Annotated in this window: 19 protein-coding genes; 18 read left to right on the forward strand and 1 reads right to left on the reverse strand. The window is 59.6% G+C overall.

Annotated elements, in window-relative coordinates:
* The first annotated feature begins 8 nt into the window (after positions 1–8).
* The 10 genes from arcA to BOP93_RS21110 all read left to right on the forward strand — a co-directional run bounded on the left by arcA (position 9) and on the right by BOP93_RS21110 (position 11,523).
* Entirely contained in the window at positions 9–1,265 is a 1,257-nt protein-coding gene (gene arcA / locus BOP93_RS21065) for an arginine deiminase (RefSeq protein WP_065896406.1), read from the forward strand.
* Between the two features lie 12 nt (positions 1,266–1,277).
* Entirely contained in the window at positions 1,278–2,288 is a 1,011-nt protein-coding gene (locus tag BOP93_RS21070; protein ID WP_057723821.1) for an ornithine carbamoyltransferase, read from the forward strand.
* 176 nt (positions 2,289–2,464) lie between these two features.
* On the forward strand, positions 2,465–3,394 hold the full coding sequence (gene arcC, locus BOP93_RS21075) for a carbamate kinase (protein ID WP_104504527.1): 930 nt from the start codon (positions 2,465–2,467) through the stop codon (positions 3,392–3,394).
* 18 nt (positions 3,395–3,412) lie between these two features.
* Positions 3,413–3,775 (forward strand): DUF5064 family protein, encoded by a 363-nt coding sequence (locus BOP93_RS21080; RefSeq protein ID WP_104504528.1) that lies wholly within the window; start codon positions 3,413–3,415, stop codon positions 3,773–3,775.
* A 183-nt stretch (positions 3,776–3,958) separates the two neighbouring features.
* Positions 3,959–5,467 carry a sigma-54-dependent transcriptional regulator gene (locus BOP93_RS21085; RefSeq protein ID WP_104504529.1) on the forward strand — a complete coding sequence of 503 codons (1,509 nt, stop codon included), beginning with the start codon at positions 3,959–3,961 and terminating at the stop codon, positions 5,465–5,467.
* Positions 5,468–5,879: 412 nt separating this feature from the next.
* The gene (gene gcvH, locus BOP93_RS21090; protein WP_005790845.1) at positions 5,880–6,263 is read left to right on the forward strand and encodes a glycine cleavage system protein GcvH; all 384 of its coding nucleotides are present in this window, start codon (positions 5,880–5,882) and stop codon (positions 6,261–6,263) included.
* A 10-nt stretch (positions 6,264–6,273) separates the two neighbouring features.
* On the forward strand, positions 6,274–9,111 hold the full coding sequence (gene gcvP, locus BOP93_RS21095; RefSeq protein ID WP_104504530.1) for an aminomethyl-transferring glycine dehydrogenase: 2,838 nt from the start codon (positions 6,274–6,276) through the stop codon (positions 9,109–9,111).
* 98 nt (positions 9,112–9,209) lie between these two features.
* Positions 9,210–10,334 (forward strand): glycine cleavage system aminomethyltransferase GcvT, encoded by a 1,125-nt coding sequence (gcvT, locus tag BOP93_RS21100; RefSeq protein WP_104504531.1) that lies wholly within the window; start codon positions 9,210–9,212, stop codon positions 10,332–10,334.
* Positions 10,335–10,727: 393 nt separating this feature from the next.
* The gene (locus tag BOP93_RS21105) at positions 10,728–10,940 is read left to right on the forward strand and encodes a cold-shock protein (RefSeq protein ID WP_027902257.1); all 213 of its coding nucleotides are present in this window, start codon (positions 10,728–10,730) and stop codon (positions 10,938–10,940) included.
* A gap of 94 nt (positions 10,941–11,034) precedes the next feature.
* Positions 11,035–11,523 (forward strand): RDD family protein, encoded by a 489-nt coding sequence (locus BOP93_RS21110; protein WP_104504532.1) that lies wholly within the window; start codon positions 11,035–11,037, stop codon positions 11,521–11,523.
* 136 nt (positions 11,524–11,659) lie between these two features.
* On the opposite strand, the gene nadA is transcribed toward BOP93_RS21110, so the two are convergent.
* Entirely contained in the window at positions 11,660–12,718 is a 1,059-nt protein-coding gene (nadA, locus tag BOP93_RS21115) for a quinolinate synthase NadA (protein ID WP_104504533.1), read from the reverse strand.
* 483 nt (positions 12,719–13,201) lie between these two features.
* Here nadA and BOP93_RS21120 point away from each other — a divergent pair, with 483 nt between their 5' ends.
* The 8 genes from BOP93_RS21120 (at position 13,202) to BOP93_RS21155 (ending at position 22,081) form a co-directional block, all read left to right on the forward strand.
* Positions 13,202–13,915, forward strand: coding sequence for an autoinducer binding domain-containing protein (locus BOP93_RS21120; RefSeq protein WP_104504534.1), 714 nt, complete (start codon positions 13,202–13,204; stop codon positions 13,913–13,915).
* 175 nt (positions 13,916–14,090) lie between these two features.
* Positions 14,091–14,645: an acyl-homoserine-lactone synthase gene (locus BOP93_RS21125; RefSeq protein ID WP_205885772.1), complete on the forward strand. Its 555-nt coding sequence runs from the start codon at positions 14,091–14,093 to the stop codon at positions 14,643–14,645.
* 87 nt (positions 14,646–14,732) lie between these two features.
* Complete coding sequence (locus BOP93_RS21130; protein ID WP_104504536.1) at positions 14,733–15,683, forward strand: diiron oxygenase; 951 nt, start codon at positions 14,733–14,735, stop codon at positions 15,681–15,683.
* A gap of 25 nt (positions 15,684–15,708) precedes the next feature.
* Positions 15,709–16,308: an anthranilate synthase component II gene (locus BOP93_RS21135; RefSeq protein ID WP_104504537.1), complete on the forward strand. Its 600-nt coding sequence runs from the start codon at positions 15,709–15,711 to the stop codon at positions 16,306–16,308.
* Positions 16,309–16,348: 40 nt separating this feature from the next.
* Complete coding sequence (pabB, locus tag BOP93_RS21140; RefSeq protein ID WP_104504538.1) at positions 16,349–17,809, forward strand: aminodeoxychorismate synthase component I; 1,461 nt, start codon at positions 16,349–16,351, stop codon at positions 17,807–17,809.
* Positions 17,806–19,062, forward strand: a complete 1,257-nt coding sequence (locus tag BOP93_RS21145) for a chorismate mutase (RefSeq protein ID WP_104504539.1) — start codon at positions 17,806–17,808, stop codon at positions 19,060–19,062. Before pabB ends, BOP93_RS21145 begins: the two co-directional genes overlap by 4 nt.
* Entirely contained in the window at positions 19,059–20,381 is a 1,323-nt protein-coding gene (locus tag BOP93_RS21150; RefSeq protein ID WP_065949345.1) for a hypothetical protein, read from the forward strand. The genes BOP93_RS21145 and BOP93_RS21150 overlap by 4 nt, the downstream gene beginning before the upstream one ends.
* Positions 20,378–22,081 carry a thiamine pyrophosphate-binding protein gene (locus tag BOP93_RS21155; RefSeq protein ID WP_104504540.1) on the forward strand — a complete coding sequence of 568 codons (1,704 nt, stop codon included), beginning with the start codon at positions 20,378–20,380 and terminating at the stop codon, positions 22,079–22,081. The genes BOP93_RS21150 and BOP93_RS21155 overlap by 4 nt, the downstream gene beginning before the upstream one ends.
* Positions 22,082–22,100 lie beyond the last annotated feature (19 nt).

Consider the following 22,100-nt stretch of genomic DNA (forward strand, 5'->3'; position numbering starts at 1 on the left):
GATCTGTAATGACCACGGAAAAAGTGAAATACGGCGTCCATTCCGAAGCCGGCAAACTGCGTAAAGTCATGGTGTGCTCCCCAGGCCTTGCCCACCAGCGGCTGACCCCCAACAACTGCGACGAGCTGCTGTTCGATGACGTGCTCTGGGTGGCCCAGGCCAAGCGCGACCACTTCGACTTCGTCACCAAGATGCGCGAGCGGGACATTGATGTGCTGGAAATGCACAACCTGCTGACCGACATCGTCGCCATCCCCGAAGCCCTGGACTGGATTCTGCAGCGCAAGATCACCGCCAATACGGTTGGCCTGGGCCTGGTCGAAGAGGTCGGTTCCTGGCTGCGCAGCCTGGAGCCGCGCAAGATCACCGAGTTTCTGATCGGTGGCGTGTCGGCCGATGATCTGCCGAGCAGCTTCGGCGGCAGGACCATCGAGATGTTCCGCGACTTCCTCGGCCACGCCAGTTTCATCCTGCCGCCGCTGCCCAATACCCAGTTCACCCGCGACACCACCTGCTGGATCTACGGCGGCGTGACGCTCAACCCGATGTACTGGCCGGCGCGACGCCAGGAAACCCTGCTGGCCAGCGCCATCTATAAATTCCACCCGGAGTTCACCAACGCCGACTTCCAGATCTGGTACGGCGACCCCGACCAGGACCACGGCGCCGCCACGCTGGAAGGCGGTGACGTGATGCCAATCGGCAACGGCGTGGTGTTGATCGGCATGGGCGAGCGCTCATCGCACCAGGCCATCGGCCAACTGGCGCGCAATCTGTTCAAGAACAACGCGGTGGAACGGGTGATCGTCGCCGGCCTGCCCAAATCCCGCGCGGCGATGCACCTGGACACGGTGTTCAGCTTCTGCGACCGCGACCTGGTCACCGTCTTCCCCGAAGTGGTCAACCAGATCGTGCCCTTCACCCTGCGCCCCGACGAGAGCAAGCCCCACGGTATCGATATCCAACGCGAGAAAACCAACTTCCTCGAGACCGTCGCCGCAGCGCTCAACCTCAAGGCCCTGCGTGTGGTCGAGACCGGCGGCAACAGCTTCGCCGCCGAACGCGAGCAGTGGGATGACGGCAACAACGTGGTGGCCGTGGAACCTGGCGTGGTGATCGGCTACGACCGCAACACCTACACCAATACCCTGCTGCGCAAGGCCGGAGTGGAAGTCATCACCATCAGCGCCGGTGAACTCGGCCGAGGCCGTGGCGGCGGCCACTGCATGACCTGCCCGATCATCCGCGACCCTATCGACTATTAAGGAGATTCCATCATGGCTTTCAATATGCGCAACCGCAGCCTGCTGTCGCTGATGCACCACACCACCCGCGAGCTGAACTACCTGCTGGACCTGTCCCGCGACCTCAAGCGCGCCAAGTACACCGGCACCGAGCGTGCGCACCTCAAAGGCAAGAACATCGCACTGATTTTTGAAAAAACCTCGACTCGCACCCGTTGCGCGTTCGAAGTGGCGGCGCACGACCAAGGCGCCCACGTCACCTACATCGACCCGGTGTCGTCGCAGATCGGCCACAAGGAAAGCATGAAAGACACCGCCCGCGTACTGGGCCGCATGTTCGACGCCATTGAGTACCGTGGCTTTGCGCAGGAGATCGTCGAAGAGCTGGCCAAGTTCGCCGGCGTGCCGGTGTTCAACGGCCTCACCGCCGAATTCCACCCCACGCAAATGATCGCCGACACCCTGACCATGCGCGAGCACAGCGACAAGCCGCTGCATGACATCAGCTACGCCTACCTTGGGGACGCGCGCTACAACATGGGCAACTCGTTGCTGATGATCGGTGCCAAGCTGGGCATGGACGTGCGCATCGGCGCGCCAAAAGCGCTGTGGCCACACGACGATTTCATCAAGCAGTGTCAGGCCTTCGCTGAAGAAAGCGGCGCACGCATCACCATCACCGAAGACCCGGCCGAGGCGGTCAAGGGTGTGGACTTCATCCACACCGATATCTGGGTCTCCATGGGTGAGCCGGTGGAAGCCTGGGACGAGCGTATCGAGCAACTGCTGCCTTACCAGGTCAACGCCAGGATGATGAAGGCCTCGGGCAACCCACGGGTGAAGTTCATGCACTGCCTGCCGGCGTTCCACAACAGCGAAACCAAGGTCGGCAAGGACATCGCCGCACGCTATCCGCACTTGGCCAATGGCGTGGAAGTGACCGAGGAAGTCTTCGAATCGCCGGCCAACATTGCCTTTGAGCAGGCGGAAAACCGCATGCACACCATCAAGGCGATCCTGGTGTCGGCGTTGGCGGATATCTAACTCTCACTGTCGGAACAGAGCTCAAAAATGTGGGAGGGGCGGTGCGACGATTCGACTTGCCCCCGATGGCGGTGGATCAGCCAACAAATCTGTAGCTGACACACCGCATCGGGGGCAAGCCCCCTCCCACATTTAGACCAGTGCTCACAACGATGGATTTCAGAAGGACATTCTTTATGCGCATCGTCGTAGCCCTGGGCGGCAACGCCCTCCTGCGCCGTGGTGAACCCATGACCGCGGACAACCAACGCGCCAATATCCGCATCGCCACCGAGCAGATCGCCAAGATCCACACCGGCAACGAGCTGGTGATCGCCCACGGCAATGGCCCGCAAGTCGGCCTGCTGTCGTTGCAGGCGGCGGCCTACACCAGCGTCTCGCCCTACCCGCTGGACGTGCTGGGCGCCGAAACCGAAGGCATGATCGGCTACATCATCGAACAGGAGCTGGGCAACCTGCTGGACTTCGAAGTGCCCTTCGCCACCCTGCTGACCCAGGTTGAAGTGGACGCCAGGGACCCGGCCTTCCAGAACCCGACCAAGCCCATCGGCCCGGTGTATACCAAAGCCGAAGCCGAAAAACTCGCCGCTGAAAAAGGCTGGGCGATTGCCCCGGATGGCGACAAATACCGCCGTGTGGTGGCCAGCCCCCGCCCGAAACGCATCTTTGAAATCCGCCCGATCAAGTGGCTGCTGGAAAGAAACGCCATCGTGATCTGCGCCGGCGGCGGCGGCATTCCGACGATGTATGGCGAAGACGGCAAGCTGCGCGGTATTGAAGCCGTGATTGATAAAGACTTGTGTTCATCCTTGCTGGCTTCGCAACTGGACGCCGACCTGCTGGTGATCGCTACCGACGTCAAAGCCGCCTTTATCGACTACGGCAAGCCCACCCAGAAGGCCATCGGCCAGGCCCACCCGGACGAAATGGAAAACCTCGGCTTCGCCGCCGGCTCCATGGGGCCCAAGGTGCAAGCGGCCTGCGAGTTCGCCCGCCAGACTGGCAAAACCGCCGTGATCGGTTCACTCTCGGACATCGAAGCCATCGTCCAGGGCCACGCCGGCACCCGCATCAGCACGGCGACACCTGGCATCACCTATCTGTGAAGTAGAGGAGATTTGCCTATGGCTACCTTTGAACCGGGACACTTGCACGTCGAACGTCACGCACTCAACGAGCATGACTACAGCTACAACCTGTGCATCGACTATGAAGTCAGCCAGGACCCCAAGGAAGGCAAGGGCATGTTGTTCAAGCTGCACGGTTCGGTGCAGGGCAAGGACCTCAAGGAAGAGTTCTTCCTGCCCAAGGACCAGGCGTTCGACTTTGCCCGGCATGCGATGAACATCGCGCAGAAATATGGCATGCCGAAAGTCGCAGTGTTGAACGGGTCGATGCACAAGCAGTACGACTTGATGTTCGAAGATGTGCGCCATCAGTTGGATGTGAAATCCGGCGACCCGGTCAAGCCCGAACACCTGGAGTAACACCTTGCACTGACACACTGCTGTGCAAAATGTGGGAGGGGGCTTGCCCCCGATGGCGGTGGCTCAGTGATAGATTTTTGGCTGACACACTGCTATCGGGGGCAAGCCCCCTCCCACATTTTTGATCTCCATCACCGCTCAGGCATACTTGCCGCCTCTGCTCCCCAGAATTGCAATCGCCCCATGCGTATCCACGTCAGCTTCATCGACCGCGTCGGCATCACCCAGGAAGTCCTGGCCCTACTGGGTGGGCGCAACCTCAACCTGGATGCGGTGGAGATGGTGCCGCCCAACGTCTATATCGACGCACCGACCTTGAGCGCCGAGGTGCTCGAGGAACTGCGCGATGCGTTGTTCAGCGTGCAGGGCGTGCAGGCGGTGACGGTGGTCGACATCCTTCCCGGCCAGCGCCGCCACCTGCAACTCGACGCGCTGCTGGCGGCGATGACCGACCCGGTGCTGGCCCTGGACAGCGCGGGCACGATCCTGTTGGCCAACCCGGCGTTGATCGCCCTGTACGGGCGCGAACCGGCCGGCGAAAGCATCGCCGCGCTGTTCAATGACCCAGGGCTGCTGGACACCTTGCTGGAACATGGCTTTCGCCTGCCGTTGCGCGAGATCAGCGTCAACGGCCAGACCCTGTTGCTGGACGCCACGCCGATCACCGATGCCGGCGCCCTGCTCACCCTCTACCCGCCCAACCGCATCGGCGAGCAACTGTCGGCGCTGCACCACGACCATGCCGAAGGTTTCGACGCGCTATTGGGCGAGTCCCCGGTGATCCGCACCTTGAAGGCGCGCGCGCAACGCGTGGCGGCGCTGGATGCCCCGCTGTTGATCCAGGGCGAAACCGGCACCGGCAAAGAGCTGGTGGCGCGTGCCTGCCATGCGATCAGCGCCCGTCACAGTGCACCGTTCCTGGCACTGAACTGCGCCGCATTGCCGGAGAATCTGGCCGAAAGTGAATTGTTCGGTTACGCCCCCGGGGCCTTTACCGGCGCCCAACGCGGCGGCAAGCCCGGGTTGATGGAACTGGCCAACCAAGGCACGGTGTTCCTCGATGAAATCGGCGAAATGTCGCCGTACCTGCAGGCCAAGTTGCTGCGCTTTCTCAACGACGGCAGCTTTCGCCGGGTGGGCGGCGACCGCGAAGTGAAGGTCAATGTGCGCATCCTCAGCGCCACCCACCGCGACCTGGAAAAGATGGTCAGCGAAGGCACCTTTCGCGAAGACCTGTTCTACCGCCTCAACGTACTCAACGTTGAAGTACCGCCGTTGCGCGCACGCGGCCAGGACATCCTGCTGCTGGCGCGCTACTTCATGCAGCAGGCCTGCGCGCAGATCCAGCGCCCCGTCTGCCGCCTGGCGCCCGGTACTTACCCGGCACTGCTGGGCAACCGATGGCCGGGCAACGTGCGTCAGCTGCAAAACGTGATCTTCCGCGCCGCCGCCATTTGTGAAAGCAGCCTGGTGGACATCGGCGATCTGGACATCGCCGGCACGTCCGTCGCCCGCCAGAGCGACGGCGAAATCGACAGTCTGGAACAAGCGGTGGAACACTTCGAGCGCGACCTGCTGGAAAAGCTCTACACCAGCTACCCCTCGACCCGCCAACTGGCCAGCCGCCTGCAAACCTCCCATACCGCGATTGCCCATCGTTTGCGCAAGTACGGCATTCCCAACAAACCCTAGCTCAATGTGAAATACAAAACCAATGTGGGAGGGGGCTTGCCCCCGATTGCGGTGTGTCAGCCAACTTATCTTTCACTGACCCACTGCTATCGGGGGCAAGCCCCCTCCCACATTTGAAAGGCATTCCAGGTTTTGGTCTGAGAACGACGTCCGCTGTCCTGAAATCGCTACAGCGTAACGATATCGCTACAACCCTGCTTTTCGCGCGCCATGCAAGGCTTTGATCCACATAGTCTTTTTTTCTCAGGTCGAACTGTAGCGAAATCGCTACAGGCAAAACACACAGCATCACTGCCAGTTTTTATAACCCATTGTTTTGTAACACTTTAATAACCTTGGCCGCGATATTGCTAAGCAACTCCCCATTATCCCAATCCCGTCCACCAGACGAATCTGGCCCTGAGGAGTTTCCATGAGCGAGTTGCGTTTCACTGAAGATCACGAATGGCTGCGCGCCGAAGCCGATGGCAGCGTCACCGTGGGCATTACCGCTTTTGCGCAGAACGCGCTGGGTGATGTGGTTTTCGTGCAACTGCCTGAGCTGCAGGCCTACGACAAGGGCGCCGAAGCGTCCACCGTGGAATCGGTCAAGGCCGCCAGCGGCGTTTACATGCCTCTGGACGGTGAAGTCCTCGAAGTGAATGACAAACTCGATGGCAGCCCCGAACTGGTCAACGAAGACCCGATGGGCGAAGGTTGGTTCTTCCGCTTTAAACCAGCCGACGCCGATGCAGTGGCTAAGCTGTTGGATCAGGATGCGTACGACCGCCTGATCAAAGCCAACGCTGAAGCCTGAGGAGCGCGCCATGACCGTTAATCTGACCACCGCCAACGAATTCATCGCCCGCCACATCGGCCCGCGCCAGGAAGACGAGCAGCACATGCTCGCCAGCCTGGGTTTTGACTCCCTCGAAGCCCTGAGCGCCAGCGTGATCCCGGAAAGCATCAAGGGCACCAGCGTGCTCGGCCTGGAAGACGGCCTGAGCGAAGCCCAGGCCCTGGCCAGGATCAAGACCATCGCCGGCCAGAACCAACTGTTCAAGACCTATATCGGCCAGGGCTACTACAACTGCCATACGCCGTCGCCGATCCTGCGTAACCTGCTGGAAAACCCGGCCTGGTACACCGCCTACACCCCGTACCAGCCGGAGATCTCCCAGGGCCGCCTGGAAGCGCTGCTGAACTTCCAGACCCTGATCAGCGACCTCACCGGCCTGCCGATCGCCAACGCGTCCTTGCTCGACGAAGCCACCGCCGCCGCCGAAGCCATGACCTTCTGCAAGCGCCTGAGCAAGAACAAAGGCAGCAACGCGTTCTTCGCCTCGGTGCACAGCCACCCGCAAACCCTCGACGTTCTGCGCACCCGCGCCGAGCCGCTGGGCATCGACGTGGTAGTGGGCGATGAGCGCGAACTGAGCGACGTCAGCGCATTCTTCGGCGCCCTGCTGCAATACCCGGCGAGCAACGGTGATGTGTTCGATTATCGCGAGTTGACCGAGCGCTTCCACGCCGCCAATGCGCTGGTCGCCGTGGCCGCCGACCTGCTGGCCCTGACCCTGCTGACCCCGCCGGGCGAGTTCGGCGCCGACGTGGCCATCGGCAGCGCGCAACGCTTCGGCGTGCCGTTGGGCTTTGGCGGCCCGCATGCGGCGTACTTCTCCACCAAGGATGCGTTCAAGCGCGACATGCCAGGCCGTCTGGTCGGTGTGTCGGTGGACCGTTTCGGCAAGCCGGCCCTGCGCCTGGCCATGCAGACCCGCGAGCAACATATCCGCCGCGAGAAAGCCACCAGCAACATCTGCACCGCCCAAGTGCTGCTGGCCAACATCGCCAGCATGTACGCGGTTTACCACGGTCCTGAAGGCCTGACCCAGATCGCCCAGCGCATTCACCAACTGACCGCGATCCTGGCCAAGGGCCTGACCGCCCTGGGCCTGAAGGTCGAGCAGGAACACTTCTTCGACACGATCACCCTCAACACCGGCGCAAATACTGCCGCCCTGCACGACAAGGCGCGCACCCAGCGCATCAACCTGCGCGTAGTGGACGGCGAACGCGTTGGCCTGTCGATCGACGAGACCACCACCCAGGCCGATATCGAAGCCCTGTGGACCATCTTCGCCGACGGCAAGGCCCTGCCCGCCTTTGCCGCCACCCAAAGCACCCTGCCGAGCGCCCTGCTGCGCCAGTCGCCGATCCTCAGCCACCCGGTGTTCAACCGTTACCATTCGGAAACCGAGCTGATGCGCTACCTGCGCAAACTGGCCGACAAGGACCTGGCGCTGGACCGCACCATGATCCCGCTGGGTTCGTGCACCATGAAACTCAACGCCGCCAGCGAAATGATCCCGGTGACCTGGGCCGAATTCGGTGCCCTGCACCCGTTCGCCCCGGCCGCACAAAGCGCCGGCTATCAGCAACTGACCAGCGAACTGGAGGCCATGCTATGCGCGGCCACCGGTTACGACGCCATTTCCCTGCAACCGAACGCTGGTTCCCAAGGTGAGTACGCCGGCCTCTTGGCCATCCGCGCCTATCACCAAAGCCGTGGCGAAGAACGTCGCGACATCTGCCTGATCCCGTCGTCAGCCCACGGCACCAACCCGGCGACCGCCAACATGGCCGGCATGCGCGTCGTGGTGACCGCTTGCGATGCACGCGGCAATGTCGACATCGAAGACCTGCGCGCCAAGGCCATTGAACACCGCGAGCACCTCGCCGCGCTGATGATCACCTACCCGTCCACCCACGGGGTGTTCGAGGAAGGCATCCGCGACATCTGCGCGATCATCCATGACAACGGCGGCCAGGTGTACATCGACGGCGCCAACATGAACGCGATGGTGGGCCTGTGCGCACCGGGCAAGTTCGGCGGCGATGTGTCCCACCTGAACCTGCACAAGACCTTCTGCATCCCCCACGGCGGTGGCGGCCCAGGCGTCGGCCCGATTGGCGTCAAGTCGCACCTCACGCCCTTCCTGCCAGGCCATGCGGCCATGGAGCGCAAGGAAGGCGCGGTGTGTGCCGCACCGTTCGGCAGCGCAAGCATTTTGCCGATCACCTGGATGTACATCAGCATGATGGGCGGCGCGGGCCTCAAGCGCGCGTCGCAGTTGGCAATCCTGAATGCCAACTACATCTCCCGTCGCCTGGAAGAGTACTACCCGGTGCTGTACACCGGCAGCAACGGCCTGGTCGCGCACGAATGCATCCTCGATCTGCGCCCGCTCAAAGACAGCAGCGGCATCAGCGTGGACGACGTGGCCAAGCGCCTGATCGACTTCGGCTTCCATGCGCCGACCATGTCGTTCCCGGTGGCCGGCACCTTGATGATCGAGCCGACCGAAAGTGAATCCAGGGAAGAACTGGACCGCTTCTGCGACGCAATGATCGCCATCCGCGAAGAAATCCGCGCAGTGGAAAACGGCACCCTGGACAAGGACGACAACCCCCTCAAGAACGCCCCGCATACCGCAGCGGAACTGGTGGGCGAGTGGACGCACCCGTACAGCCGTGAACAGGCGGTGTACCCGGTAGCCTCGTTGATCGAAGGCAAGTACTGGCCGCCGGTGGGCCGGGTCGACAACGTGTTTGGCGATCGCAACCTGGTGTGTGCGTGCCCGTCGATCGAGAGCTACGCGTAACCCGCCTGACTGAAAGGGGTCAAAAAATCTGGGAGGGGGCTTGCTCCCTCCCACACTTGACCGAGTCGGCCTCGAAAAATAAGTTTCAGGAGCTGAACATGTCCACCGAAACCCTGTTGAAAACCCCATTGCACGCCCTGCACCTCGAACTGGGCGCGCGCATGGTGCCCTTCGCCGGCTACGACATGCCGGTGCAATACCCGTTGGGCGTCATGAAAGAGCACCTGCACACCCGTGAACAGGCGGGCTTGTTCGATGTGTCGCACATGGGCCAGATCCGCCTGACCGGCGCCAATGCCGCAAAGGCCCTGGAAGCCCTGGTACCGGTCGACATCATCGACCTGCCGGTGGGCATGCAGCGCTACGCGATGTTCACCAACGAACAGGGCGGCATTCTCGACGACTTGATGGTGGCCAACCTGGGCAACGACGAGCTGTTCCTGGTGGTCAACGCGGCGTGCAAGGACCAGGACCTGGCGCACTTGCGTCAACACATCGGCGATCAGTGCAGCGTCGAGCCGCTGTTCGAAGAGCGCGCCCTGCTGGCCCTGCAAGGCCCGGCGGCGGTGAAGGTACTGGCGCGCCTGGCACCACAAGTCACCCAGATGACCTTCATGCAATTCGCCACCCTGCGCTTGCTGGGTGTGGACTGCTACGTCAGCCGCTCCGGCTATACCGGTGAAGACGGCTTCGAAATTTCCGTGCCGGCTGAAAATGCCGAGAGCCTGGCCCGCAGCCTGCTGGCCGAGACCGAAGTGCAGGCGATCGGCCTGGGCGCTCGCGACTCCCTGCGCCTGGAAGCCGGCCTGTGCCTGTACGGTCATGACATGTACACCGACACCACCCCGATCGAAGCCAGCCTGCTGTGGGCGATCTCCAAGGCTCGGCGTGCCGATGGCGCCCGTGCCGGCGGCTTCCCCGGCGCAGACCGGATCTTCACCCAGCAACAAACCGGCGTAAGCCGCAAACGCGTCGGCTTGCTGCCCCAGGAACGTACGCCGGTGCGTGAAGGTGCAGAGATTGTCGACGCGCACGGCACCGTGATCGGTAGCGTGTGCAGTGGAGGGTTTGGTCCAACCTTGGGCGCCCCGTTAGCCATGGGTTACCTGGACAGTGCATTTGTGGCATTGGATACCGAGGTTTCTGCGCTGGTGCGTGGGAAAAAGGTGCCATTACGTGTAAGTAAAATGCCATTTGTGCCGCAACGTTACTTCCGTGGCTGACTGACTGTTTCCATAAGTAACGCGATTGCGTTGCGTGCACTAAACTGTAACGCGATCGCCATATAACAGTGCACAGCCGATAGTCTTTGTTATGGGGATCCTCCTATAACAAGTGAGTCTACCTATCGAATATGCCAGCGCCATTTTATTCAAAAAACTGTCATCAGCCCAAGCAAAATCGGGCTTTCTGGCAGGGCTTGTTTTTTTCATATTAGTTGGCGTAGAGTTTCTCCACTGTGTTTGCATGGGTCGCTTGGAACCTGGACCTGGGCAGTAGCTGAAGTAGTAACGCTACAACCCGTTCGACGTCTCTTACTTTCCTGCAACCCAGCCCAGTACTCTTTCATGTGAAAGGGGCTGTCATTAATTTTTAGCGTCAAAGGAAAGAAGAAAATGGCTGAACGTCAGAGCGGTACCGTCAAGTGGTTCAACGACGAGAAAGGGTTTGGTTTTATCACTCCAGAAAGCGGCCCGGATCTGTTCGTGCATTTCCGCGCCATTCAGGGCAACGGTTTCAAGAGTCTGAAAGAAGGCCAGAAAGTGACTTTCGTTGCTGTGCAAGGCCAGAAAGGCATGCAAGCTGACGAAGTACAAGCAGAAGCCTGATCCTTCCTGCGACAAAAAGCCCCTGATATGACGTCAGGGGCTTTTTTATGGGGATCATTGCGTAAACTGCAGGTTTTCAGCAGAGAGCCCTGCCATGTCCAAACCCCTGTTGCGCCCTCAGGGCGAGTTCCCCGCCGTTGGCCTGGGCCGCCGCCTGGCAGCGATGTTCTATGACTTCCTGCTGTGCACCGCGCTGCTGATCGTCACCGCCTTTATCTACAAGCTGGTGTGGATCGCCTTCGTGGGTGAGGCGAAGATGCGCGCACTTACCGAGTCCGGCGCACTGGACGGTGACCCGTTGCTGTCGACGATTCTGCTGTTTGTGCTGTTTGGTTTTTTCGCCAAGTTCTGGACCCATTCCGGGCAGACCCTGGGCATGCAGGTATGGGGCGTACGCGTGCAAAACGCCGACGGCACGCGCATCAGCCTGTGGCAGGCGCTGTTGCGTTTCGTGGTGTCGATTGCGTCGTGGTTGTGCGTGGGGCTGGGTTTTATCTGGTCGCTGTTCGACAAGCAAAAGCGCAGTTGGCATGACATCTATTCGGACACGCAACTGGTGCGTATCCCGAAGCAAAAGAAGTAACCGCCGGCCAAGTGAAGACCAAAATGTGGAAGGGGGCTTGCCCCCGATGGCGGTGTGACAGTCACCCGATATCTTGACTGATCCACCGCTATCGGGGGCAAGCCCCCTCCCACATTTTTACCCAGTTGACCTCAGGCTATGCGTTGCCGGCCAGTTTGAGGCGTGCAGCCTGGGTGAAGTCGAGCATCCGCTTGAGCGGCCGCACCGCCTGCGGGATCACCGAAGGCTCCACAAATATCTCGTTACTGCCCTCGCGCAAGCACTGCAATGTACGCTCCAGCGTATTCATCGCCATCCACGGGCAGTGCGCGCAACTGCGGCACGCCGCGCCGTTGCCGGCGGTAGGCGCTTCGATGAAGACCTTGTCCGGGCACAACTGCTGCATCTTGTAGAAGATGCCGCGGTCAGTGGCGACAATGAACGTCTTGTTCGGCAGGCGCTGCGCTGCCGCAATCAACTGGCTGGTGGAACCGACGGCGTCCGCCAGTTCGATCACCGAAGTCGGCGATTCCGGGTGCACCAGGATCGCGGCGTCCGGATACAGCGCCTTCATGTCTTCGAGCTGCTTGGATTTGAACTCTTCGTGGACGATGCACGCACCGTCCCACAGCAGCATATCGGCACCGGTCTGGCGCTGGATGTAGGTGCCCAGGTGTTTGTCCGGGCCCCAGATGATGGTCTCGCCGTTGTCCATCAGGCTTTCGACGATTTCCAACGCGCAACTGGACGTCACCACCCAATCGGCACGGGCTTTGACCGCTGCCGAGGTGTTGGCGTAGACCACCACCGTGCGCTCGGGATGCTGGTCACAGAACGCGGAGAATTCATCCACCGGGCAACCCAGGTCCAGGGAGCAGGTGGCTTCCAGGGTCGGCATCAGGATACGTTTTTCAGGGGTCAGAATTTTCGCGGTTTCGCCCATGAACCGCACCCCCGCCACCAGCACGGTCTTGGCTGGGTGGGCAGCGCCGAAGCGCGCCATTTCCAGGGAATCGGAAACACAGCCGCCGGTCTCTTCGGCCAGGGCCTGAATCACCGGGTCGCAATAGAAGTGGGCAACCAGCACCGCGTCCTGGGCTTTCAGCTCGGCGGCAATGGCGGCACGCAGGCTCGCTTCTTCGTCGACGCTGAGGGCCTTGGGCTGCTTGGCGTCTAAGTGGGCTTGAACCAGTAGGCGTTCGGAAATATGCGTCATGTTCGCAAGACCTGCAGGCGCAGTAGCGCGAAAGTCGAGTGTACCACCGGCTCTGGAGCCCTTCGGGCGCCGCCGGACGAAGTGTGTATTCATCAAGCACGGGTAAAGCTGAAGCTGCGCAAGGCTACAGAATATCGAATGGATTCAAAAGCCTAATCTCGTGCACGAAGCAGTACCGGTCTGCCACAAACACACGTGGGCCAACGCCGGGCGCATCACTTGCCTGACTCTATAGTTTCACTAGTGCGCACAGCCCGTTGATAGTATCTTCGCCGCGATGTTTCTAAACATTTCAAAGCTGCATGGGTGCTGGGTCAGATCTGCGCCATTCGGGCGCTGCTGAAAAAAAATAAGGATGGGCTAATCGGCTGCATGCACGGTCGCTCACAATGCCGCTCCCGGCGCCTCCACCAGGTAACGCGGAGCAAGGCACAGTCCCAGAAAACGTGACTTGCCGTTGAGGCAAAGAGACAAGGAGGTCTGATGAATACATGGAAAGGCGATATGTGGAACATTTTTGAGTTCGACATATGTGAACAAAGCATCTTCAAAAAAATTACCGCCACTGCGCAGCAACTCGGCTTTGACCACTGCGCTTATGGACTGCAACTGCCTCTGCCATTGACCGCGCCCAAGGTCATTATCCTCGACAATTACCCTGATGCGTGGAGAGCCCGCTACAGCGCCGCTCACTACATCAAGAGTGATCCCGCTGTACTGCATGGGCGGCGCACGCAGGATCCGCTGGTCTGGAGTGCGTCAAGTTTTCGTCTCGCCCCAGAACTGTGGGAGGAGGCGAATGCTTATGGCATTAAAGTAGGTTGGTCGCAGTCGCACATCGATCTGGTTGGCGCCGGCGGTATGCTCAGCGTGTCCAGGTGCGCGCAGCCACTGAGCCCATCAGAACTGGCGGATATTCAAAGCAAACTTATCTGGCTGGTGTCCATTGCTCATTCTTCGCTGTCGAGAGCGATTACCCATCGTCATCGAAAAGAACAAGATCCCAACCTGACGTTTCGTGAATTGGAAGTCCTCAAATGGACCGCCGATGGAAAATCAGCGGGCGAGATTTCAGACATTCTTACCGTGTCTAAAAACACGATCGACTTTCATATTAAAAATGCCGTTCTCAAGCTGAAAACCTGCAATAAAACCGCTGCCGTTGTGCGTGCGGCCATGCTGGGTTTATTAGTGTGACATCCGTGATCGAATACTCGGCGTGTCAATAAAACAGCGTTTTCCAGCGCCAGAATCATGGCAGGAACGAAACTAGCACGCTGTGTGAATTCGGGCAACCTACGATTTATGGTAGGTGGCCCGCGAGCCATTTTTATATCTAATTGCCCGGCAGATTCTCGCCAGGTGATAAAAAGTGCACTTCATTACCGGAACATCATCCACACTGCCGCCCGCTGTAATGACTGCGATAGGACACTATCGTCACAAAGTGTTCGTTGAACACCTGGGCTGGAAGCTTAATTGCACCGACGGTCTCGAATATGATCAGTTTGATCGTGACGACACCGTCTATGTGGTTGCTCAGAACGACGATGACCACATCATCGGCACTGCTCGGTTACTCAGCACCACCCGCCCCTACTTATTGAGCGAAGTGTTTCCCGAGTTGTTAAGCGGCGAAACACCGCCCCATTCGGAAACTGTCCTGGAATTGTCGCGCTTCGCGGCAATGGATTTCGACGTGCGAAATAAAAAAGTGGCGTCTCAGTTTTCTTCCGATATCGCCATCGACTTGATGCGCGAAACACTGGCGAGCGCCGCCAGCCAGGGCGCAAACAAGTTAATTACCGTGTCGCCCCTGGGCGTTGAACGGCTGCTGCGCAATGTCGGCATACATGCCAGCCGTGTCGGGAAGGTCACGCACTCCGACGGAAAGAAGATTTTCGCGTCGTGGATAACAGTCTCGTGATTCGCCCCTTTTTTATTAGCTGACAGACACACCACTGTCGACCGCGACTCTGGTCGCGCCTCGTGTCTCATTCCCTGGAGGGCCGTCATGCCTGAATCTCAATTGCTGAATAAAATTACCGACACGTGGTACGCCAAAGCGACCGTGCGCTCAACCCCGCGCATTCTCGTGCCCGACTACAGCAGCGAACAGCTTATTTATCCAGTGGCGCGCTGCTCTATTTGCGAGCACCCCTTGGTGCTGGAGCTGGGCCCGCAGGTACGCTCGTATATCTTGACTCAGGCGGCTTATCAGTTTTTGTACGGCGTCGGCTTACTCGAAACAAAGTTCGTTATCCAGTGCTGCCTGGACATGCTTCACAACAATATTAAAGATATCAATGATGCGGCCAAATTGCAGGCGCTGACGGTGATCGTTGACGAGGGCTACCATGCTCATGTTGCGCTTGACTATATCATTCAGATGAAGAAAAAAAGCGCCATTGAACCCCTGGAAGTGCCGCAAACCAATCGAAAACTTGATGCCACCGCGCGCGCCTATGCCAGCCTGCCGGAAAGTATGCGCATGGACTTTCAATTGCTGGCCGTCACGCTCGCCGAGAACGTATTGACCGATGAAGTTGCCAACTTGGGCCGTGAGCGGGAGTTGGCTCAGTCGTTTACTACACTGATGATGGACCATGTACGCGACGAAGGCCGCCATTCTCGATTTTTCGCGGATCTGATGAAAGAGCGCTGGCCACAGCTTCCTCGTGAAACTCAAGAACACTTCGGTCTCATGCTACCGGCCTACCTGGATGATTTTCTCGGGGCCGACCTCAGCCGTGGTTTCGAACGCAAGATACTCGCTCATTGCGGTTTGTCCGAGGCACAGGCAGAACAAGTGATTCATGAATCCGATCCGCACTTCTCGACGGATCAGGCACGCATGAAAAAATCGATATTGCAACGTATCTACCGACTGCTCAACCAGATCGGCGTATTAGAACTGGACAGCGTTAAAGATGCTTTTTCAGATCGTAACTATGTCACGATTTGAGCGTTAAGAAACGAGAGCCGGCCCCATGTTCAAGACTTTGATCATCGATAACTTCGATTCTTTCACCTACAACCTCTATCAATATATGGGGCAAGTAACGGGGGAAGAACCTGATGTCTTTACCAATGATGCGTCGCCCCATGATATCGACTTGGGCCGCTATGACTGCATCATCGTATCTCCAGGCCCGGGCACACCCAAGCGCCGACAAGACGTGGGGATCAGTGAAGACGTGATCCGCGATGCACATGTGCCTTTGCTGGGGGTTTGCCTCGGGCATCAGTGCATGGCGCACGTGCACGGTATGGACGTGGACCATGCGCCGGAGCCCATGCATGGCAGGGTCAGACAGATACGCCACAACAATGAAGGCGTGTTCAAAGGCCTCCCCGTGGATATGCCAGTGGTTCGTTATCACTCCCTCGTCGTGAAGGCGCTCAAGGGGCCCTTCGAACTCAGCGCGTGGGATGAAAACGGAATGATCCACGGTATCCGCCATACCGAACGACCGCTCTACGGCATCCAGTTCCATCCCGAATCCATCTGTACCGATTCCGGGCTCGACCTGCTGCGCAACTTTCGAGACATCGCGCATCGGCACAAGCTCGAGCGTCTACCCCGCTAAACCTGCCGGATGCCGGCATCACAACTATCAGGAGTGGGCAATGACGACCTTTGATGTCGAAGTCAGAGCGCTTGATTACAACCCCGATCCATTGCGTGTATTTCGCAGCGAGTTTCTTGCTTCGCCGCGTCATTTCTTTCTCGAAAGCAGCGTGGTGAAACCAGGTTTTTCGCGTTTCTCCTTTATGGGCGATTCCCATGGCCGCCTTGCCGAAACGATCACCTATGACACGTCCGCTCACAGCGCGCGCGTTGAACGCAGCAACGGCATCACCTGGGAGTCGACACCGGACTTTCTTGAGTTGATGGCCGCGCGCCTCAACCATTACCACTGCGAACAGCCGCACTCGTTGCCATTTGACTTCAACCTCGGGTACGTCGGCCTGCTGGGCTACGAACTCAAGTGCGAAACCCTCGGCGCTCAGGCTTACACATCCGACTCACACGATGCCGCTTTCATCCTGGCAACCCGGATGATTGCTTTCGACCACGCCGAGCAGCGCTGTTACCTGCTGTACCTCGTTGAACATGACGAAGACCGGCAAGATGCGGCCCATTGGTTCGATCAGGTCCAGGCGCGACTGCGCGAGCAACCCCGGGTGGCGGAGCCTGTCAGTCGTCAACGCAAGCTGTCACTGCCTCAGGTTGAAGCGTGGATACAAGAGCACGCCTGCATACGGCACTCCAAGCAGCGCTATATCGACAAGATCAACGAGGCCCAGCGCGAGATCATTGACGGTGAGACCTATGAGGTCTGCCTGACCAACTTGATCGAGTTTGCGTTCGCCGACTCATCCTTCGACCTTTATTGCGTAATGCGCGAGCTGACGCCCGCTCCTCACGCCGGTTATTTTTCGATCCCCGACTTTCAGATCATCAGCTCGTCACCGGAACGTTTTCTTAAAATCGACCGGCATCACCAAGTGGAAGCCAAGCCGATCAAAGGCACCCGGCCGCGCGGGCGGTGCGCCGAGGAAGATCAGGAACTGATCGAACAGATGCGCGGTGACGAAAAAGACCGGGCAGAAAACCTGATGATCGTCGACCTGTTGCGCAACGACCTGGGGCAGGTCTGCACCATCGGTTCGGTCAGGGTGCCAGCGCTGTTTGCGGTCGAAACCTACTCCCATGTGCACCAACTGGTCTCGACCATCAGCGGGCAGCTCAAACCATCACTTTGCGCGGTTGACTGTGTGCGGGCCACGTTTCCGGGAGGCTCGATGACCGGCGCGCCGAAGAAACGCACGATGGAAATCATCGACCGCCTCGAAGAGGGCCCACGTGGCGCCTATTCCGGCTCGCTCGGCTGGTTTGGCCTGGGCGGCGCCTGCGATCTCAACATCATGATTCGCTCCATCACCGTCCACGCCCAGGTCGCCCGCTTCGGCGTCGGCGGCGCAATTACCTCGCTCTCTGACCCACTGGGCGAATACATCGAGACCATCGTCAAGGCCAGCGGCGTTGTCGAGGCCGTCACACAGTTGAGGAGTACATCGGTATGAGCCTTCCTTCCCCGCAGCGTCATGCCGTTGTCGTCGGCATACTCGGCTCAATCGGCCAGTTACTGGCCAATCAACTGAGCATTGCCGGGTACTGCGTCACCGGTATTGATATTGCCGTCGATGATCAATCGGCGCAGCCCCACACGGTTATCCAGGGCGATGTCTTGCGTCCCGGCAATGAAATGAAGCAGCGACTGGGTGATGCTCAAATCCTCGTGTTGGCGCTGGCCCAGAACGTCCTGAGCGAAGCGCTGCCGCAGCTGTTGCCCTCTTTACGCTCCGATTGCCTGATCGTCGACACCCTGTCGATCAAGAGCGAATTCGCCGACTTCGTCGCGACGCTGGATGTAGCGCAACCCATGGTCGGCATCAACCCGATGTTTTCCGGCGACCTGGATCCTGCCGGCAGACCTGTAGCCGTGGTGACCTATCGCGACGGTGACGCCGTGGCACGACTTGTCGAGTGGTTGCACAGTTGGCCAGCGAATGTTTTCCAGATGACCGCCAGCGAGCATGACCGGACGATGGCATACCTGCAGACCCTTGGCCACGCGTTGGTCATGGGATTCGGTTTGACGCTGGAGGAGTCCGCCGCCCCTCTGACGGATTTGTTCGAACTCGCCCCGCCCCCCTTCAAGGTCATGCTCGCGCTGCTGGCACGCATGACTAAAAACCATCCCGATGTGTATTGGGAAATCCAATCGAACAACCCCTACTCCAAGCAGATACGCAGTCGCATGCTGGCGCAGCTGGGCAAGCTGGACGACGTGGTCAATACCGACTCGCGCCTGGATTATCACTTGTCGATGGCGATGCTGAGAAACGCGTTGAAGCCACTGAATCCGGGCCTTGAAAATACCAGTCGTCACCTGTTTGAACAGCTTGACCAGGCGCCGAAGGCGATTGAGGGGGCCCCTGAAAGCCTGGCGGACTACCGCCAAAGGATCGACCACATCGACGATCAACTGGTGGACTTGCTCGGCCAGCGTCTGGGCCTCATTCGAGAGGTAGCGCAAAGCAAAAAAGATCACCAGACCGCCGTCATGCAGCCCAACCGCGTGGTCCAGGTCGTCGAACGTTGCAAGGTGCGGGGTCGCCGGCACCACATCCGCGAATCCCTGATCGAGCAACTCTACGGGCTGATCATCGATGAAGCCTGCCAGATCGAATACGACGTGATTGGCGGCCCCCGCGAGTCGCTTTACGAAGCCAGCCCATCCGCCTTCACCTCAAGCGCAGAGAAAACCCAATGAGCAATGTCAAACAACAAACCGCCCAGATCGTCGATTGGTTGAGCTCAACCCTGGGCAAGGACCACCAGTACCGTGAGGACAGCCTGAGCCTCACGGCGAACGAAAACTATCCCAGCGCCCTGGTGCGCCTGACATCCGGCTCTACAGCCGGTGCGTTCTACCATTGCTCGTTTCCCTTTGAAGTACCCGCAGGCGAGTGGCATTTCCCGGAACCGGGTCACATGAATGCCATCGCCGATCAAGTGCGCGACCTGGGTAAAACACTGATAGGCGCGCAGGCCTTCGACTGGCGCCCCAACGGCGGCTCTACGGCCGAGCAGGCTCTGATGCTCGCGGCGTGCAAACCGGGTGAAGGTTTTGTCCATTTTGCCCACCGCGACGGCGGCCACTTTGCGCTGGAGAGCCTGGCACAGAAAATGGGCATCGAGATTTTCCACCTGCCGGTGAACCCGACCAGCCTGCTGATTGACGTCGCCAAACTCGATGAGATGGTGCGGCGCAACCCGCATATCCGTATCGTCATTCTCGATCAATCATTCAAGCTGCGCTGGCAGCCGCTGGCCGAGATCCGCAGCGTGCTGCCCGACTCCTGCACCCTGACGTACGACATGAGCCACGACGGCGGCCTGATCATGGGCGGCGTATTTGATTCTCCCCTCAGTTGTGGCGCCGACATCGTCCATGGCAACACGCACAAGACGATTCCCGGCCCGCAAAAAGGCTATATCGGCTTCAAGTCGGCTCAGCATCCCCTGCTGGTAGACACCTCGCTGTGGGTCTGCCCGCATTTGCAGAGCAACTGCCACGCCGAACAACTGCCGCCGATGTGGGTGGCATTCAAGGAGATGGAACTCTTCGGCCGGGACTATGCCGCGCAGATCGTGAGCAATGCCAAGACTCTGGCCCGTCACCTGCATGAGTTGGGGCTGGATGTGACCGGAGAGTCGTTCGGTTTCACCCAGACCCACCAAGTGCACTTTGCCGTGGGTGATCTGCAAAAAGCACTCGACCTGTGCGTCAACAGCCTGCATGCCGGCGGGATTCGTTCCACCAATATCGAAATCCCCGGAAAACCGGGCGTGCATGGCATCCGTTTGGGTGTTCAGGCGATGACACGCCGTGGCATGAAAGAGAAAGATTTCGAAGTGGTCGCACGCTTCATCGCCGACCTGTACTTCAAGAAAACCGAGCCGGCCAAGGTCGCGCAGCAGATCAAGGAGTTCCTCCAGGCTTTCCCCCTCGCGCCATTGGCCTACTCCTTCGATAACTACCTGGATGAGGAATTATTGGCGGCGGTCTATCAGGGTGCCCAACGATGACCGACCTCCCATCCACCCACATCAACCTGGCCTCCGAGGAGGTCAGTCTGGGCGACTTGGTGGGTCGAGTGCTGGTAGAAAGCGGGATCGATGACCTGTTTTGCATTCCCGGCGACTTCACCATGCAGCTGTCACGTGAGCTGTTGACCACGCCGGGGCTTGCACTCAGGACGATGTCCCATGAGTACGGCACCACGCTGGCGGCGTTGGGTTATGCCGTCGGCAAAGGGGTGCCCGGCGCCGTGTGCTTCACCTACGGCGTAGGCGTGCTGAACGCCACCAACGCCATTGCCCAGGCCTATGTAGAGCGCGTGCCATTGCTGGTGTTTTCCGGTTCCCCAGGTACCCGTGAGCGTCAGGCGCCGTTATTCCTGCACCACACGATCGTGGATCACCAGACCCAATATCGCATCATGAAGGAAATTACGGTGCACCAGGTCTGTGTGACCGACCCGCACCAGGTGCTGGAGCAACTGCGCGAAGCCGTGGCCCTGGCGGTGCTTCACTCCAGGCCGGTGTATATCGAAATTCCCCGAGACCTGTTCCAGGCGCGGGTGCGCTACAGCCCTGCCCGTCGGGTGCCGTTGGAACCCTCGACGCGCTATAGCCAGGCCGCTCGCCAGGCCGCGGAGCTGGCTTACGCGCTGGTGCGCAAAGCCCGGGATCCGGTGTTCGTGCCCGGGCTTGATCTCAAGCGGCGCGGGCTGACGGACCTGGCCATGCGCGTCTGCGAGCGCCTGGCCATGCCGTGGGTGGCCACGCCGATGTCCCGAGGCGGCATCCCCGTTTCGCACCCCAACTACCGCGGCATCTATGCCGGGCCTGCGTCACCCTCTCGGGTTACCCGTGAGCTGTTGGCCAAATGCGATGTACTGATGCTCATCGGCGAACCCAACTCTGACGTCAACATGGGCATCGCCAGTCATATCGCCAAGGGCCGCTTGATCCACGCCGATGACGGCAAGATCAGCGTCGGGCGTCAGCACTTCAACGCGTCCACCGCCGAGTTCCTGATTGCCTTCAGCGATGTGATCCACAACGCCAAGACACCGCTGGCACCACTGACTGAGACGCAAAAGGACTTCATCGTACCGACGCCGGCCAGCCTCTACCCCTCAGAAGAAAGCCCGTTGACGCCCTTCGACATCATCAACGAGCTCAACCGTCATTTCGTCACCCAACCGGATACCCAGCTGGTGGTCGACTGCGGCGACGTGTTCTTCATGTCCCTGGGTATGTTCCCTGCCGACGTTCTGACCTCGCCGCTGTACATGAGCATGGGGATCGCCGTGCCGGGCGCCATGGGCTACCAATTGGGTACAGGCAAGCGGCCTATCGTGCTGGTGGGCGATGGTGCGTTTCATATGACCGGCAACGAGCTGATGCGCGCCGCCAAATTCGGCCTGAGTCCTATCGTGATTGTGCTCAACAACCAACGCTGGGCCTCGCTTTCCTCGGATGCGGCAGATATTGCGCTGACCGAACAGATGCCCATGAGCTTCTCGGCAGCCGGGCAATTCCTGCAAGTCCAGGCGTTCACCGCCACCACGGGCCGCGAACTGCGCCAGCACCTGGAAGAAGCCTTGAACATGGACAGACCGGTGCTGATCGACGCTCAAGTCGACCCGTCCAAGCGCAGCTATTTGTGCGAGCGTTTTTTCGACGCGGTGAAAGGCCAGCAGCACTTGCCCAAGGCATGACCTCTCTTGCATTTACCAT

This window comes from Pseudomonas orientalis (genome assembly GCF_002934065.1).
Lineage (GTDB): Bacteria > Pseudomonadota > Gammaproteobacteria > Pseudomonadales > Pseudomonadaceae > Aquipseudomonas > Aquipseudomonas orientalis_A.